This window comes from Paenibacillus sepulcri (assembly GCF_042647105.1).
GTDB classification, from domain to species: domain Bacteria; phylum Bacillota; class Bacilli; order Paenibacillales; family Paenibacillaceae; genus Paenibacillus_Z; species Paenibacillus_Z sepulcri.
The window spans coordinates 7,856,361-7,872,220 of record NZ_JBHRUP010000001.1 but is presented as its reverse complement, the minus strand read 5'-3'; the positions used below and the strand labels follow the sequence as shown (position 1 = coordinate 7,872,220).

15 protein-coding genes are annotated in these 15,860 nt (G+C 51.3%); 4 read left to right on the top strand and 11 right to left on the bottom strand.

From position 1 onward, the window contains the following. Positions 1–72: 72 nt before the first annotated feature. From ACFOLF_RS34075 to ACFOLF_RS34030, 10 genes are all read right to left on the bottom strand, one after another. The gene (locus ACFOLF_RS34075) at positions 73–720 is read right to left on the bottom strand and encodes a DapH/DapD/GlmU-related protein (RefSeq protein ID WP_210046421.1); all 648 of its coding nucleotides are present in this window, start codon (positions 718–720) and stop codon (positions 73–75) included. 233 nt (positions 721–953) lie between these two features. Further along, positions 954–2,147 (bottom strand): acyltransferase family protein, encoded by a 1,194-nt coding sequence (locus ACFOLF_RS34070; protein ID WP_210046422.1) that lies wholly within the window; start codon positions 2,145–2,147, stop codon positions 954–956. Between the two features lie 34 nt (positions 2,148–2,181). Beyond that, positions 2,182–3,144, bottom strand: coding sequence for an ROK family protein (locus ACFOLF_RS34065; protein WP_210046423.1), 963 nt, complete (start codon positions 3,142–3,144; stop codon positions 2,182–2,184). Between the two features lie 54 nt (positions 3,145–3,198). Further along, complete coding sequence (locus tag ACFOLF_RS34060; protein ID WP_210046424.1) at positions 3,199–4,038, bottom strand: sugar phosphate isomerase/epimerase family protein; 840 nt, start codon at positions 4,036–4,038, stop codon at positions 3,199–3,201. Further along, positions 4,035–4,748: an N-acetylmannosamine-6-phosphate 2-epimerase gene (locus tag ACFOLF_RS34055; protein WP_210046425.1), complete on the bottom strand. Its 714-nt coding sequence runs from the start codon at positions 4,746–4,748 to the stop codon at positions 4,035–4,037. Before ACFOLF_RS34055 ends, ACFOLF_RS34060 begins: the two co-directional genes overlap by 4 nt. 83 nt (positions 4,749–4,831) lie before the next feature. Continuing rightward, positions 4,832–5,662 carry a carbohydrate ABC transporter permease gene (locus ACFOLF_RS34050; RefSeq protein ID WP_210046426.1) on the bottom strand — a complete coding sequence of 277 codons (831 nt, stop codon included), beginning with the start codon at positions 5,660–5,662 and terminating at the stop codon, positions 4,832–4,834. Positions 5,663–5,664: 2 nt separating this feature from the next. Next, a complete protein-coding gene (locus ACFOLF_RS34045) occupies positions 5,665–6,567 on the bottom strand; it encodes a carbohydrate ABC transporter permease (protein ID WP_379113638.1) in 903 nt (300 codons plus the stop codon). Positions 6,568–6,660: 93 nt separating this feature from the next. Continuing rightward, positions 6,661–8,001: an ABC transporter substrate-binding protein gene (locus ACFOLF_RS34040; protein WP_210046428.1), complete on the bottom strand. Its 1,341-nt coding sequence runs from the start codon at positions 7,999–8,001 to the stop codon at positions 6,661–6,663. 342 nt (positions 8,002–8,343) lie between these two features. Then, complete coding sequence (locus tag ACFOLF_RS34035) at positions 8,344–9,408, bottom strand: Gfo/Idh/MocA family protein (RefSeq protein ID WP_210046429.1); 1,065 nt, start codon at positions 9,406–9,408, stop codon at positions 8,344–8,346. 133 nt (positions 9,409–9,541) lie between these two features. Continuing rightward, on the bottom strand, positions 9,542–10,411 hold the full coding sequence (locus ACFOLF_RS34030; protein ID WP_210046430.1) for a MurR/RpiR family transcriptional regulator: 870 nt from the start codon (positions 10,409–10,411) through the stop codon (positions 9,542–9,544). A 260-nt stretch (positions 10,412–10,671) separates the two neighbouring features. Here ACFOLF_RS34030 and ACFOLF_RS34025 point away from each other — a divergent pair, with 260 nt between their 5' ends. After that, on the top strand, positions 10,672–12,234 hold the full coding sequence (locus ACFOLF_RS34025; protein WP_210046431.1) for a DUF4127 family protein: 1,563 nt from the start codon (positions 10,672–10,674) through the stop codon (positions 12,232–12,234). A 245-nt stretch (positions 12,235–12,479) separates the two neighbouring features. Here the strand turns inward: ACFOLF_RS34025 and ACFOLF_RS34020 are convergent, their stop codons facing one another. Continuing rightward, the gene (locus ACFOLF_RS34020) at positions 12,480–12,980 is read right to left on the bottom strand and encodes a GNAT family N-acetyltransferase (protein WP_210046432.1); all 501 of its coding nucleotides are present in this window, start codon (positions 12,978–12,980) and stop codon (positions 12,480–12,482) included. Between the two features lie 154 nt (positions 12,981–13,134). On the opposite strand from ACFOLF_RS34020, the gene ACFOLF_RS34015 reads away from it, so the two are divergent. The 3 genes from ACFOLF_RS34015 to ACFOLF_RS34005 are packed head-to-tail and all read left to right on the top strand — an operon-like array spanning position 13,135 to position 15,860. Next, complete coding sequence (locus tag ACFOLF_RS34015; RefSeq protein WP_210046433.1) at positions 13,135–14,289, top strand: ABC transporter ATP-binding protein; 1,155 nt, start codon at positions 13,135–13,137, stop codon at positions 14,287–14,289. Between the two features lie 3 nt (positions 14,290–14,292). Further along, entirely contained in the window at positions 14,293–14,952 is a 660-nt protein-coding gene (locus ACFOLF_RS34010) for an ABC transporter permease (protein ID WP_210046434.1), read from the top strand. Between the two features lie 14 nt (positions 14,953–14,966). Then, positions 14,967–15,860 carry a glycine betaine ABC transporter substrate-binding protein gene (locus ACFOLF_RS34005; protein ID WP_210046435.1) on the top strand — a complete coding sequence of 298 codons (894 nt, stop codon included), beginning with the start codon at positions 14,967–14,969 and terminating at the stop codon, positions 15,858–15,860.

Here is a 15,860-nt window from a genome sequence, read left to right as displayed (position 1 = left end):
CCTTTTGATACGACTTGTTTCATTGAACCTAACTTGTAAACATCATGTGAATGTTAAATGTTTATATCGTTTTTATGAAGATGCATATTTTCCGAGAAATTGCTCGAGGTCATAAAAGTCGGCAAAGCGCTCCTCCAGCTGCTCTCTAGTCCAGTCCCACCAGGCGATTCGCTCCAATTTTTCAACAATTTCCTTCGGAAAACGCTCGCGGATAGGCTTGGCGGGAACGCCCGCAACAATTGTGAACGCCGGCACATCTTTCGTCACAACCGCCCCCGATCCGACCACTGCGCCATTGCCGATAGTGACGCCGGGCATGATCGTCGCTCCGTGGCCGATCCACACATCATGGCCAATATGGACAGGATGCGAGCGGCGCCAGTCGAAGAACTGCTCGTCGTCCGTCTCGGCGAAGCCGTAGGAAACGCGGCGGTAGGTCGCATGGTGCAGCGTAACGCGCCACATCGGATGGTTGCCCGGATTGATGCAGACATGGGAGGCGATATTGCAGAATTTGCCGATCTTCGCGTAATGGATAATCGCCTCATCTACGCAGTAGCTGTAGTCATCCATCGTGCTCTCCATCATGCGGCTTCTTGCGCCGACAGCTGTCCACTCTCCCAGACGGCTGCGCTGGACGACCGCTGTCTCATCGATAACCGGCTCCGGGGACAATGGCTTGCGCTTGCGCGCTTCTTGATTAATGTAAGTAAGCGTCATAGCTGTTTCTCTCCTCTCATTCCGTCCTGTAATCAAGCTTATCTTGTCGATATGTAGCGCGTGTTAAGGTTTGCTTAAGTTCATGTAAGGGTCTATGAAAACGGATAAACCTGGTAAATGTCATTCCACCGGGGCGGCTTGGCTGCTTTTTTATCCTGAAATTCGTTGTTTGGGAACAAAAAAACACGGAAACCGAAGGGTCCGTGTTTGGGTCAATTGATATTTTGGTGTCCTCACATATTTTTGGTCTGATTCGCCGGGACAGATACGGCATGCCGTCCCGCTCTCCGCCGGTGCCCTGGAACATGCACGCGGGAAAGCAGCTTTACGATCCTGCTGTCCACCCCTACGTACAGAAGATGAGCCAATACGAATATAAACGGAAGGGACAATACCGTTGTTAGTACGAAGCTCCAGCCATAGCTGAAACTGCCGGAGAATAACTTGAACAAATAGCCCGACAAACTGCATAATACGGCAAAATGAACAAGATACAGCGAAAACGACAACCGGCCCAGATAAACGGCTGGCCGGCTCTCCAGCCATCGCTGGCTGCTGCAGCTGTTAAGAAGGGACACAATAACCAGCAGCGCGCCCAGTGTCCGGTAGGCAATAGCATTCGGAAAGCCTCCGCCAAGGGGAAGCCATTGGTAGAAAAAGCCCGTCGGACTGACATAAGGATAAGAGCCCAAATACAAACCGCTGAGCGTGAGCAGACCAACTGCCGCCCTGGACGGGATACGGACCTTGCTTGCGGTGGAGCTGTTGGTCAAATCGCTTAGCAGCATGCCGAACCAGAAACCCAGATAATAGGAATCCCGGAAAAACCAGATCCCCGCCGCATAAACGACAAAACGGATCGGTGAGGTGCCCAGCAGAAGCAGGACCGCAAAAACCATGAATGAACCGAGTAGCTCATAGGTCATGGTCCAGAGAACGGGATTATAAGCCATCCCGTACGTAAAGAAGGTATGAAATAGCGTCTGCCAAACCATCTCTCCGAAGCCGGGCATTACCGCATAGGGGTCTGGCATCGGCGAAAGCGTAAGCGCCTGAATCTCCCCATACGTATTCAACCCCAGAGCCATAACCGTATAAGCGAGCAGCACCGACACAAAAGCAGGCACGGCTAGCCGGAAGTAGCGCCTGATCAGGGAGCCTGCTATTAATCCCCGGTCATGATCACGAAAAAAACGGCAGCTCAGCACATAACCGCTCAGCACAAAAAACAGGCAGACGGCAAAATTGCCATTATAGAGCACATTCAACGGCGTCTTGGGCACAACGCGGTCAAAGGCAAAATGGGAAATGTCCATTCTGTTCTCGAACATGGCTGGCACAAATACCTGAAAATAATGAGCCAGAACAACTGCTAATGCAGCCAGGCCCCGCAATCCGTCCAGATACGCGATTTTCCGTCCGTTCATGTCCCTTCCCCCTTCCCCAGGATGAAGCCCCGTCTCAGGAATACGCCCATACCTGGATGGCTGCCCCTACCATATTGCTGGCTTCGCCCAGCTCGGCGGGGACAACTTTCACTGAGGACAGCATCGACGGCATCGATCTGTTTTCAATCAGCCTTCGCAGAGGAGCAAGCAGAGGCTCTCCAAGTCCCGCAATACCCCCGCCAATGATAATCAGCTCCGGGTTGAAAATATGAATAAGGCTTGTAACAGCCGTACCAAGCGCGGCGATCGCCTCGTTCATCACCTCAACCGCCAGAGGCTCGCCTTCCCGCCAGCGGGCAATAACATCGCCTGCTGCGGTATCTTTTCCCGCAAAATCAAGACCTGCAAGCTCTCTTTTCATCACATACCGGTTTACAATACCGGTGCCTGACGCATAAAGCTCCAGGCATCCGATATTGCCGCACATGCAGCGCGGACCCTGCCAATCGACACTCAGATGGCCGATTTCCCCGGCCCCGCCGTTTATGCCATGAACGAGTGAGCCCCCTGTGATGACTGCCCCTCCCACTCCGGTGCCGAGCGCCAGGCAGACCATGTTGGACGCGTTCTTCCCCGCCCCGAAGAAGGATTCCGCAAGCGCCAATACATTCACGTCGTTATCGACAAAGACAGGCAGACCACAACGCCGCATCACCAGCGCTTTTACCGGCGTGCCGGTATAACCGGGAATCAAATCATTCGCATAATGGACGATGCCTTCGGAAAAGTCGATTTGTCCTGCGCTTCCGATGCCGATCCCCGACAGCTGCCTGCCCTCGCAACGCTGCTCCCAGGCTGCGAGCATAATTTCGATACCGCGAAAAACCTGCTCCATGACCCGCCGTTCGGCAGCCATCGTCGGCAGTGTGTATTGATATAAAATGTCGCAGCTGCTTTGAACGAGACCGAACCGGATTTTCGTGCCTCCGATATCGATCCCAAGCGCGACCTCCCCTTCAGGAAAAGCAGGAATCATGCCAATCGCTCCTTCCTCTCTTCCGGAGTGCCGGAAGTCCGCTGCTGCCTATTCTCATAAAGCGGACAGCATGCGGCGGAGATTGAGTATGGAGCGCTCCGAGCCCTGTTTCTGTTCTTCGTCTCCTTCATATTCCACCGTGAGCCTGCCGTTATATCCGTTATCCTTCAGATGCCCCAGTATAAAAGGCAGATCCACCGAGCCTTCACCGGGCGCAAAACCCGCATACCGCTGACCGGACAGCGAGGTATAGATCTTGCCTTCATAATCCTGCTCCACGAGGGCAAAATCCTTGAGATGGACATGCGAGATATGATCCGCCAGCTTCACGGCTGCTTCGCTCGGGCTCTCGTCAACAAGCAGGAAATTGCCGGTATCGAAGGTGCTGCGCAGATGCTCCGAGCCCACTTCACGAATCACATTCAGCACCTGCTCCGCTTTGCCGGCGAACAAACCATGATTTTCAAGACAAAGGGTAACCCCTTGGCTTGCGGCATACGCCGATGCTTCCTTAAGACCGTCGATAATCCAGTCGCTTGCTTGCTCATAAGACACATCTCCGGCCTTGTCTCCCGAGAAAACACGCACGACCCTGGCCCTGAACGTTACGGCCCGGTCAACCGAAGACGTAATGTCCGCCAGCTGCCTGGTGCGCTCATCGGCATCGGACGCACAAAGATTGTTGCATGCGCCGAAACAGGCCATGGCAAGGTTCGTCCGGGCAAGAGCATCCCGGATCCGCCCGATTTCCCCGCCGTCATCATTCCAGAAGACGCTGAGCAGCTCCACGCCTTCGACTCCCGCCGCAGCGGCAAATTCGACGAAGGCTGCGTTGTCCATCTCTTTGGCAAACATGGCCTGGTGCAGACTCCATACACTAAGACTTGTTTTCATTCGGGCGCTCCTTCTTTCTCCGCAATCATTTGATGTTCAGTCAACCATCCATCCATCATCGATGAGTACATTTCCGTAATCAGCTGCGGACGTGTAATCGCGCTCCCGATCACAACATATTGCGCCCCCGCTTCCAGGGCCAGCCGCACATCTTCCTGGCGCCATACTCTTCCCTCCAGCAGCAGAGGCACGCGCAAGGATCCGCTAAGGCGGCGCACAAGAGCAATATCCGGCCCCGAAAGCTGCGGACTGTAAGGCGTATAGCCGGACATGGTGGTCGACACATAGTCGAAGCCCATCTTCTCCGCTTCAAGTCCTTCTGCATAATTGGAAATATCAGCCATCGCCAAGCGGCCCTTGCTATGCACATAATCCAGAAGCTCGCGCACCCGGATGTATCTGTTCTCCCGGTTCGTCATATCCATGGCTACAATATCCGCCCCGGCATTGACGACGGCCGCCGCTTCTGTCAGCGTCGGCGTGATATAAATGTCGGAGCCCGGTATCGTCTGTTTGATCAAACCGATCAAAGGAAGCGCAGTCGCGTGTTTGATGGCGTCAATATCCGTCGCGCCATTGGCGCGGATGCCGACAGCTCCGCCGAGCTCTGCCGCAAGCGCCATCTTGACCATCGTATCTCCGCCGTACAAAGGTTCGCCGGGCAATGCCTGACAGGATACGATAATTCCTCTCTTCAATAAACCTGTCATTGCACTTCTCCCTTATCTATGAAATTTGGTGAAACTCTTCTCGTTGGGGACATTGTGCAGCAGTCGGTTAACGATTACGGGCATCAGCCTTTAATGCCGGTCAGAGCGATCCCTTCCATAAACTGTTTCTGGGCAAAAAAGAAAACAATAATAATCGGAAGCGTAAACATCGCGCTGGCTGCCATAAGCTGCTCCCATTCGATGTAGTGGGTCTGCATGAATGCATATAATCCAAGCGATAACGTATAGTTTTTCTCATTGTTCAAATAAAGCAGCGGCCCCAGAAAATCGGACCAGGTGGCCAGGAAGGCAAGCACCCCAACCGTTGCAATCACCGGCCTGCAAAGCGGCAGTATGATTTGAATATAAATTCGGAGTTCCGACGCCCCGTCAATTCTGGCCGCCTGGATCAGAGAATGTGGCAGCGTGAGAAAAAACTGCCGCATCAGAAAGATATAATAGCCGGCTCCCGCACCAAGAAATGCCGGCAGTATAAGCGGAATATAAGTCCCTACCAAGCCCATACGGCTGAAGGTAACATACAGTGGAACCATAGTGACTTGATAGGGCAGCAGCATCGTAGCCATAATGACGGCGAACAGCATTTTTTTGCCAAACCATTCAATATGGGAGCAGGCATAAGCCGCCAGTGGCGCCGAGATCAGCACGCCCGCCATCACCAGTACGGAAATAAACAGCGTATTGCCGCTCAGGCGAAAGAAATCGATCGTATCAAACACATCGGCATAGTTTTTCCACTGCGGCACTTTCGGAATGTAGATGGGCGGATTAGCAAACAGCTCTCCCTGCTGTTTCAGGGACGTTGACAGCAGCCACAGCAGCGGCGCCGCAAAAACAGCGCTGCATATTACCAGAAGGGTATAAGGAAAGACTTTGAATTTCAGCGCGTGCATGATTACTCTCCTCCATAAGTCACCCATTTTTTTGAGCCCCTGAATACAAGCCATGTCACCAGAGCCGTAATGACGAATAACACCCATGCCATTGCGCTGGCATGACCCATGCGGAAGTCGACAAACGCTTCACGGTAAAGCAGGATTGCATAGAACAGCAGCGATTTTTCCGGCCCCTGCATCGTCTGGTCCGGCCCCGATGCCGAAAGCGAGGAAAGCATGAAAGCCTGGGAGAAGAATTGGAAATAGGTGATCAGACTCATAATCAGCTGGAACAGAATAATGGAAGAGATGCTGGGCAGGGTCACATTGAAAAACTTCCGGATGGAGCCGGCGCCGTCGATATCCGCTGCTTCATAGAGACTGCGCGACACATCCTGCAGCGCAGCCAGGAAAATGATCATCGTTCCCCCGCAGCCCCAGGCAAGCATCAGGATAAGCGACGGCTTCGTCCAGGCTGCATCCAGCAGCCAGTTCGGACCCAGTACGCCGAACATGCCCAGAAAGGAGTTGATGAGCCCGCTTCCGGGGTTTAGCACCCACATCCACACCAGTGAAGAAGCAATGACCGGAACAATGGAAGGAATATAGAATAGGGTCCGGAAGATGGGCAGTCCCTTTACCTTCAAATTTAATAATTGGGCAGTCAACAGTCCTGCGATAAGCGTGACCGGCGTTGCAAAAACGACCATATAGAGTGTATTGCGGACGCTGATCCAAACATCTTTATCTTCAAATATCCATTTGTAGTTGTCGAGTCCCACCCATTTCAATGATTTAAACAAATTGAAATCTGTGAAGCTGTACACGAGTGAAGCCCCGGTCGGATATAACGTAAACAGTAAAAAGCCGATGATGAAAGGGGTTGAAAACAGAAGCCCCGCCCAGTTCTCTTTGATTCTCATCTTTAGCCCTTCTTCCCTCCCGATATCGTAACGTCCACCCTGCCATCCTGATGGAAGCATGGAACCGGCCCGATGATACGGGCCGGGGACGAATTATTTAATCAGTGCCTCAGTCCGGCTTTGCATGCTTGCCAGACCTTCTTCAGGCGTTTTCTTCAGATTGGCTACGGCTTCCGCCTCTTCTTTTACGACTTTGTTGAGAATATCGTTCAATGCCGGAATATTGGGGAGCGATTTGACATTCCCGCTTTTGGATAATGCGATAAATGCATCCGCATCCTGGATTTCCTTGAACCTATGATCCTCCATCGCTTTCACATTAGCCGGTATGTTGCCAAGGCCGGCCGTGAATTCGGCCAATTCCGGAGCGCTGAACAAGAACTTCATGAATTCCCATGCACCGTCGGTGTTTTTGCTGTTTTTGGCAATATAGAAGATCGAGCTTTGATTCTCCCCGCTGCCTGCAAGCTCCGGATGGCCGTCCAGGTAAGGAAGCGGCGCAAGTCCGTAATCAAGGGTAATATTGTTGTTTTTCATAAAGGTCGACAGCCAAGGGCCATCGATGCGGAAGGCCTGCTTGCCGGTCATAAAAGGATCTGTCGGATCGAGCCATTTGCCCGAGGCCTGAATACGTTTGATGCTGTCAACGCCGAACTCCTTGTTGTAGTCGTAAATGGATTGCAATGCCGCCAGATTGGCATCGCTGTTGAACAGCACCTGTTCTCCATCCTTGGATACGTATTCGCCGCCGAAGCCGTAAGCCAAAGCCTGGAAGGAAAAGTTCGGATAGCTCGGAAAGCCCAATACATCCAGTGTTCCGTTAGCGTTCTTTTTAGTCATTTTGACCGCCATATCGTAAAGCTCTTTGCTTGTTTTGGGAGGCTCGGTGTACCCGGCTTCGGCAAGCAGCTTTTTATTATAGAAGAGGCCCTGTACGGTGGTGTTCATCGGAAGAGCGTAAAATTTGCCGTTATATTTGCCCTGCTCCAGAGAGGCTGGAATGAAGTCAGTCAATTCGTATTTATCTCTTTCAATCAGGCTGTCAAGCTCCAGCGCAATCCCTTCCTCCGCGTATTGCGCCACATTGGATGCGAAGGAATCCGTCAAATCGGGACCGTTTCCGCCCGCTATGGCAATTTTCACCTTCTGCTCATCCGGAACGGACAAGCCTTCAACCACATATTTGTCTTGACTCTCGTTAAACTTCTTGATCAGTCCTTCCAACACTTCTCCTTCCGCACCGCCCCATAAGTACCACAGGGTAACCTTGGATTTCTCTGCGGCGGCCGCCGGTGTATTGCCTCCGTCTCCGCCTGATGCCGCTTCACTGTTATTCGGGGTATTGCTGCCGCCGCAGCCTGATAATACCAACGTGAGCACAAGGATTGCCGCAACCACAAACGCCATTGATTTCGTGCTGTAACGCTTAACCAAAATATCCCCCACCTTTTCGAAATACTGGATTAGAAAGCATGTCATACTTTCTGACTCGATTATAACAACGCGTCATTCAGCTGTAAAGATATTTATTCTTTTATTCGTTATAAAAATAAATATCTCCTCCAATTTCATTTCATATGGATTTTATATCCACAATGAAAGCGCTGTCTAAATAAGATGCCGCCAAAAATCCTGAATACTCCATTCTAAACATAAGAAAAGGGCACATTTTGTCCTTCAACAAATGTACCCTATTGCCTCACTGTCGCTCCTTTCACAGACTAACCCTATTCTGTATGTTAGTATCAAGTTATATATAATGACATAAATATAACCTTAATAACCTCTCCACAGCTTGACGACATCGTTTGTTTCCGAGGAAATCCTTATCGCTTCCAGCATCTTTACCACTTCAGCACCCTGCCTTGCATCCGAAATCGGCTCTGTCCGGTGTTGTACGCAGTGGATAAAATGATCAATTTCTTGCTTATACAAGTCATTTGAAGGAACCTGGAGGTGATGCTCCACGGGTATGCCCTCCATATCCCTGAACAGGGAAAAGGGCTCCAGGCTGGCACCGCCTTTCGTGCCGAACAACTCCACCTTCACCGCATCGTCCTGGCTTCCGTTGACCGCCCAGCCCGCTTCCACAGTCAGGACAGCGCCGTTCTTGAATGTAATATATGCCGTGCCCAGATCCTCGACATCGTAAACGGCCGCTTCTTTGTTCTCTCTCGAATGGGCAACATAAGCCTGCGATTGATCAGCTTTATACGGTGCAATTTTATGAAACAGCTTACCCATTACCTTATCCGGTTCAGGCATTCCCATCATCCACCAGGCCAAATCCAGCACGTGTACGCCAATGTCCATCATAGGCCCGCCCCCGGAGTAGGTTTTGGACGTGAACCAGCCAATCGGAACGCCTCTGCGCCGAAGAATTTTCGTTTTGGCAAAATAAATATCGCCAAGCTCTCCGCTTTGCACCGTTTGCTGAATAACCTGCGAGTCCGACCGGTACCGGTGACTCATGCCGACCATTACCACATTGTTCGAAGCTTCTGCAGCCGATCGCAGCAATTGGGCTTCCTCGGCATGAAGCGCCATCGGCTTCTCCACCAGAACATCTACGCCTTGGCTTAGTGCGGTGAGCGCAAGCTGAACATGGGATTCATTAAACGTACATATGCTGACCGCATCCAGTCTCTCCGTCGCAAACATTTCTTCGGCTGAAGCATAAGCGTTCGCGCCTCCGAAATCAGCAGCTGCCTGCTGCGCCCTTTTGAAATCAATATCTGCAACCGCCGTCAATTCAACGTCGGGATGATCCCGGTAATTCCCCAGGTGGAACATATGCGCGATGGACCCGATTCCAATGACACCAACCTTGATTTTTTTCATTTTTTGTTTCCTCCCATGTCGAATAAATTAAATTAATTCTTTATATTTATATGTAAAGGAGGATTATTCCTCCAAAATAAAACAAAAAAACCGATTGTGGTTCCGGCCATCAAGGGCACGGATTCATCAACTGTTAATACAGTTTATCCGCCACAGCATCGGCCGTTTTCTTGACCGCGTCATACGCGGTTTCTTTTCTTTGAAAGGTTAACAGAGTCGATATGATATCCACAAGATGAATTTGGGCAATCTTTGTTGACAAGGCGCCTCCCTGAAATGGCATCTCTTTGGAAGGCACAAGCAGGACAATATCCGCATAGTTGGTAATAGGCGATTTGGCATGGCTGGTCAGGCAAATAATCGTTGCCCCGTTCTGTTTGGCGGTCTTCATGGAATCGACCAGATCCTTCGTGCTACCCGAGGTCGAGATGCCGAAGACCGTGTCGCCGGGCTGCACCAGAGCGGCGGACATCGCCATAATATGGGAGTCGCGCTGCACATCCACGTTCAGACCGATTCTAAGAAACTGGTAATGGGCATCCATGGCCGTGATGCCTGAAGATCCGACGCCATATATGAATATGCGTTTCGCCGCAGCCAGTGCATCCACCGCTTCCTCAACCGCCGCAAAGCTGATCAGCTCCATTGTTTTCTCGAGCAGCTTGGTATGGTTCAGCGTAATCTTCCTCGCGATGACCTCTTTGTTATCCTCCTCCTCAATTTCCTCGTCTATATGGGAAGGGACGTTCACGAGATCCTGCGCAATGGAGAGCTTGAACTCATGATAACCGCGATACCCCAGCTTCCGGCAGAAACGGATGACGGATGTTTCCCCCACCTTTGCCTTCTCCGCAAGGTCTGTCACCGTAGCCATTACAGCGTATTCCGGATCATTCTGAACCGCATCGGCGACTTTCTTCTCTGCTTTTGTTAATGAATTATAGATGCTCGAAATCATAAGAAGCGCGTTCGACGAATTGATCAGCTTACGAAACTTTTTCATCCTAAAATCCCCGTCTCTTCTAAAAATTGTTCATGAATTGATATCGCTGGCTCTATTAAATCAAAGAAAGGAAAACTGCGCCAAACCATTGTTGATGAATCTGAAGCTCCTCATGGCCCTCAATCTTCCCCATCATATCATCAAAACAGCCTACTTTAAAGAGCTAATATTTATATTTTTAATGAAAAGAGAATTTTTTCTCCATTTCTATTTTTTGTGATACAATTAGTTTTATTCATCGGACAAGGAGGTTTTCATATATGGCCAAAATCATCTACCTGCCTCTGGACGAACGTCCCTGCAATATCAAATATCCGCAGCAGCTTGCCAGTATAAGCGATTTGGCGCTGACGGTTCCGCCCTTGGCTATGCTTGGAGACAAGAAGGAGCCGGCCCAGGCGGCCCCGCTAATGGACTGGGTGCTTGAGCAATCGCAGGATGCGGATTATTTGATTATATCGGTCGACATGCTGGTATTCGGAGGGATTGTGCCTTCCAGGCTGCATACGCTCAGTCAAGACCAATGCATCGGTCGTCTGGAACTGCTAAAGCGATGCAAAGCAGCCAACCCGCGGCTCCGCATCTATGCCTTTAATCTGATCATGAGATCGCCTGCTTACAACAGCTGCGATGAGGAGCCTGACTATTATGCACTTCACGGAGCCGACATTCATCGATATGGATGGTTGACAGACAAAGAAGAGCGCGGTGCTCTGTCCACTGATGAAGCGTCGCAATTCAGCGAAATTAAAGCAAATATTCCTGGAGAACTCCTCCTTGATTTTACCGGCAGACGGCAGGCCAACGCACAGGTAAATTCGATGTCTATCCGTTTCGTACAAGAGAACATCATCGATCATCTCGTTATTCCTCTCGACGATAATTCCCTTTATGGCTTCACATCGATGGAACAGCGCAGGCTGCTCTTTCAGGTCGAAGAATGGAATCTGATGGATCGCGTCCTCATTTATCCGGGCGCCGATGAAATCGGCTGCACGCTGCTTGCGCGTGTTTTCTGCGCGGAGAAAAATTATGTCCCGGAAGCGTTCGTACGTTATTCCTCAAGTCAAGGTCCTCTTATTTTCCCGCGTTATGAGGACCGCACGCTGAATGAAAGCATCAAATCGCATCTTACGGCGGCTGGCGCTTTCATCGCCGATTCCTCTGTAGAAGCGGATTTCATTCTGATGGTAAATGCTCCCCCTGTCAGCCAGGCCGAGGCCGCTGAATCCAATGCTTTGTACCACGAGAGGCATCGCGCCTATTTCTCAGAAGTCAACCTCATGGAGTTTTCCAAGGCTATTCATACATACGCCGGCAAAGGCAAGCTTGTCGCACTCGCGGATGTCTCCGTTTCCAACGGCGCTGACCGGACTTTGATGCAACTGCTTAACAAGCTGGGGCAGCTCAGCGAAATTTCAGTCTATGCGGGTTGGAATACCTCCGGTAATACAATAGGCACCGTTGTCGCTCATGCCGTGATACTATCCTATTACAACCGCAGCCATGATATGGACTGGGCCATGCGGTCACAGCGAAGCCAGCGTTTTCTCTTGTACCGTTTCCTTGAAGACTGGGCTTACCAGACGGTCGTGCGTGCAGAGATCAACACGGCTAAGCTGCTTGAGAGCAATCCCATCCTTGCAAAACCTGCAGAAGATGATGAACAACGGGTTTGCGAATTAATAACGGCTAGGCTCAATGCGTTTCATGATCGTTATTTGGCAACACTTGTGGCTGAGACTTATAGTATAGAAAATGTACGCCTCCCGTGGCATCGCCCATTTGAAGTGGATTTCGAGCTGCGCAAGCTGCAATCATAACTTCAAGAATTATTGTTCCTTGTCGACCACAAGCCCGCTCTTCAGGTTAAGATAGCCTGAAAGCGCGGGCTTATTTAATAAACAGGCCTCTGCCGGGCAATACCTGGCCCTTTCCAACCACTGAAAATCGAAACAGCTAAGCATGATAAAATGCCACAGCCGTTAGGACTTATTTGTCCGCCACCTTTATCTCCGCATTAATTGGGACAACTGACTATCCGGGAAACAACCCCTTTTCGTTAGTATCATAATTTGATCACCATCAAATCCTCATCCCAATATTGCCCCTTCCATTTTGAGGCGTTCCTTTCCGTTCCGTATGTAGCAAATCCTATTGATTCATACATCCTTTTTGCCTGCGTATTGGATGAATTCACGGTTAAATTAACTTGCTCCAGACCGTCGCCATTTTTCGCCTTTCTAAGTAGTTCGTTCACCAAGGCCTTGCCGATTCCTTGCCCGCGATATTCAGGCGAGACATACATCGCGTAAACATTTCCCTTATGGGCTGTTTTTATATGGCTTTCCCGCACAAAGGTGACAACCCCGATCAGATCGTGATTCTTAAATGCGCCCAACGTAAATATGCTATCCGCTGCCTGAAGCCTTTGCCGGGTTTGTTCAATGGGTCTTTCTCCCTCGATTTCATACGTGGTTAAAAATGATTCCGGACTTTCCACTAAGGAATTGAGCCGCAGCTCACGGTAGATCTCTGCATCTGCTGGTTCCAGCACCCGAATTTCCATTATCCATAACTCCCTCACCATGTTGTTTGCAACCATTATACAGCATGAATTGGCGTTTTAATCGAAATTCGGAGCCGTTTAATCTGAATGTAAGGATTCCGGGTAAAAATATACGGAAATGGAAATGCTAAATTTTAGGAAAGGTGGGAACAGCATGATTATTCTGAAAAATATTCACAAGGTATACGACGATGATTTTCAAGCCCTCAAAAATATTAATCTGGAGTTTCAAAAAGGAGAAATTTCGGTCCTGATCGGTCCGAGCGGCTGCGGCAAATCGACGACGATGAAGCTGATCAACCGCCTCATCGCCCCTTCCAGCGGCTCGGTGCTGATCAACGGGCAGGATGTAAAGGGAATTGATCCCGTGCAGCTGCGCCGCAGTATCGGATATGTCATCCAGAGCATCGGGCTGTTCCCGCATATGACGATAGGCAGGAATGTTGCCGTCGTTCCCCGGCTGAATAAATGGGACACCGCCAGAATCAACCGGCGTGTGGATGAGCTTCTTGGGCTTGTCGGGCTGCCGCCGGAAGTGTACCGGGAACGCTACCCGTCGGAGCTGAGCGGCGGGCAGCAGCAGCGGATCGGCGTTATCCGCGCGCTCGCTGCCGATCCCGACGTCATTCTGATGGATGAGCCGTTCAGCGCACTCGACCCGATCAGCCGCGAGCAGCTGCAGGACGAGCTCGTCCGGCTCCAGCAGGAGCTGCACAAGACGATTATTTTTGTCACGCATGATATGGATGAAGCGATTAAAATAGCCGATACCATCGTTCTGATGAAGGATGGCGAAGTGGTTCAGACCGGCAAGCCGGAAGCCATTCTCCGCCATCCGGCAAACGACTTCGTCCGTTCCTTTATCGGCCAAAAGCGGCTCCAAGCCGAGAGTATGAATGAAATCCCGCTCGTCGACGAGGTGATGGTTACAAGACCGGTGACGGCGCTGCCCAAACGCGGGCTGGCCGAAGCCATCACCGTGATGGAACGGCGCAGGGTTGACTCCCTCTTTATCGTGGACAGGGATAACCGGCTGCAGGGCATTGTCTCCATTTACCGCGTGCTCGATCAATACGGCGAGGAGAACAAGACGGTGTCCGATGTCATGCAGCCTGTGCTGTACTCTGTCCGTACGGGAACTCCGCTGCCCGCTGCCGTCGAGCTGCTCAGCCGCCATCAACTGTCCAACCTTGCGGTTGTCGACGAAAACAACCGTTTGGCGGGCCTGATCACAAGGGGCAGCGTCGTGCGCCATCTGGCTGACGGTTATCTTCAGGAAGCCGCCGAATCGCCGGTAGAGGAGGTATAACAGGTGAACGACTTGATCGCTTTTTTCGATGAGAGATGGGCTCAAATTGCCACTGCCTTACAGGAGCATCTGACTATTTCGGCGCTTGCCGTCGCCCTTGGGAGTGTAGTCGCCATACCGCTCGGCATCGTGCTTGTTTATAACAGGATTTCGTGGATCAACAGCATCGTTTTCTTTATCGCCAACATTCTGCAGACTGTGCCAAGCCTGGCCCTGCTGGCCATCCTGATCCCGCTGATGGGTATCGGTACGAAGCCTGCGGTCTTTGCCCTGCTGCTTTATGCGATCATGCCGATTCTCCGCAACACCTATGACGGTTTTCATTCCGTCGATCCAAACGTCCTCGAATCGGCCCGGGGGATGGGCTATGGCACGCTTCAGCGCGTTTTGAGCATTCAACTGCCGTTGTCGCTGCCTTACATCATGTCGGGAATCCGGGTAACGACGGTATATATCATCAGCTGGGCAACGCTCGCCACCCTTATCGGCGCCGGCGGGCTTGGCCAGCTGATCGTATCGGGCCTCGGCGTCAACAAACCGGAGCTGATCGTGACCGGTGCGCTTGGGGCAATCCTGCTTGCGCTCGTCGCCGATGTGCTGCTGGGGCTATTGGAGAAATGGCTGACGAAGCGCTACCGGTCAACGGGGCGGATAACGGTGTGAAGGGAGTATGGCAAATGAGAATAGCAAGAGCGTCCGCAGCCTTGGCCTGCCTGCTTCTTCTGGGTACGCTGGCAAGCGCGTGCACAAGCCGCAATACGGTCGTTATCGGCGCGCAGACCTACTCGGAAGCCAAGATCCTGGCGGAGATGTATAAGGCGCTAATTGAAGACCGCACTGATCTCAGTGCCGAGGTCATACCCGATTTGGCAGCGAGCCCTGTCGTCATACAGGCGATGAAACGAAACGAGCTGCAGATGGCTACTTTGTACACGGGGGAAATTTTCAATAATCATTTTCCGATCGAGCAGACGAAGGACCGTGCGAAGGTCCTGGAGCAGGCCAAGCAGGGTTTTGACAAATATTTTCATTTCAAGTGGCTCGATCCGCTCGGATTCGAAAATACTTATGCGTTCACGGTCTCCAAAAAGCTGGCCGATGAGAAAGGTTATGAGAAAATATCCGACGTCGGCCCGGATGCCTCCAAACTCCGTCTCGGCGTCGACACCACATGGCTGGAGCGCGACGAGGACGGTTACGGAAGCTTTACCAGAACCTACGGCTTCAAGTTCGGGAGTACTTTTCCAATGGAGCAAAGTCTCGTTTATCAGGCGGCAGCGAATAATCAGGTAGACATCGTTCTGGCGTATTCCACCGATCCGCATCTGAAATATTACAACCTGCAGACGCTTGCGGACGACAAGCAGTTTTTCCCGCCGTACGACGCCTCAACCATTATGCGCAATGATTTGGCCGAAAAGCATCCTGATGTGGTAGAAGCCGTGTCTGTTCTCATCGGCACTCTCAGCGTGCAGAAGATGATCGATTTGAACTACCAGATGGACATCGAGAAAAAAAGCGAACGCGAAGTCGCGCTGGCATACCTGAAACAGACCGGTCTGCTGAAATAG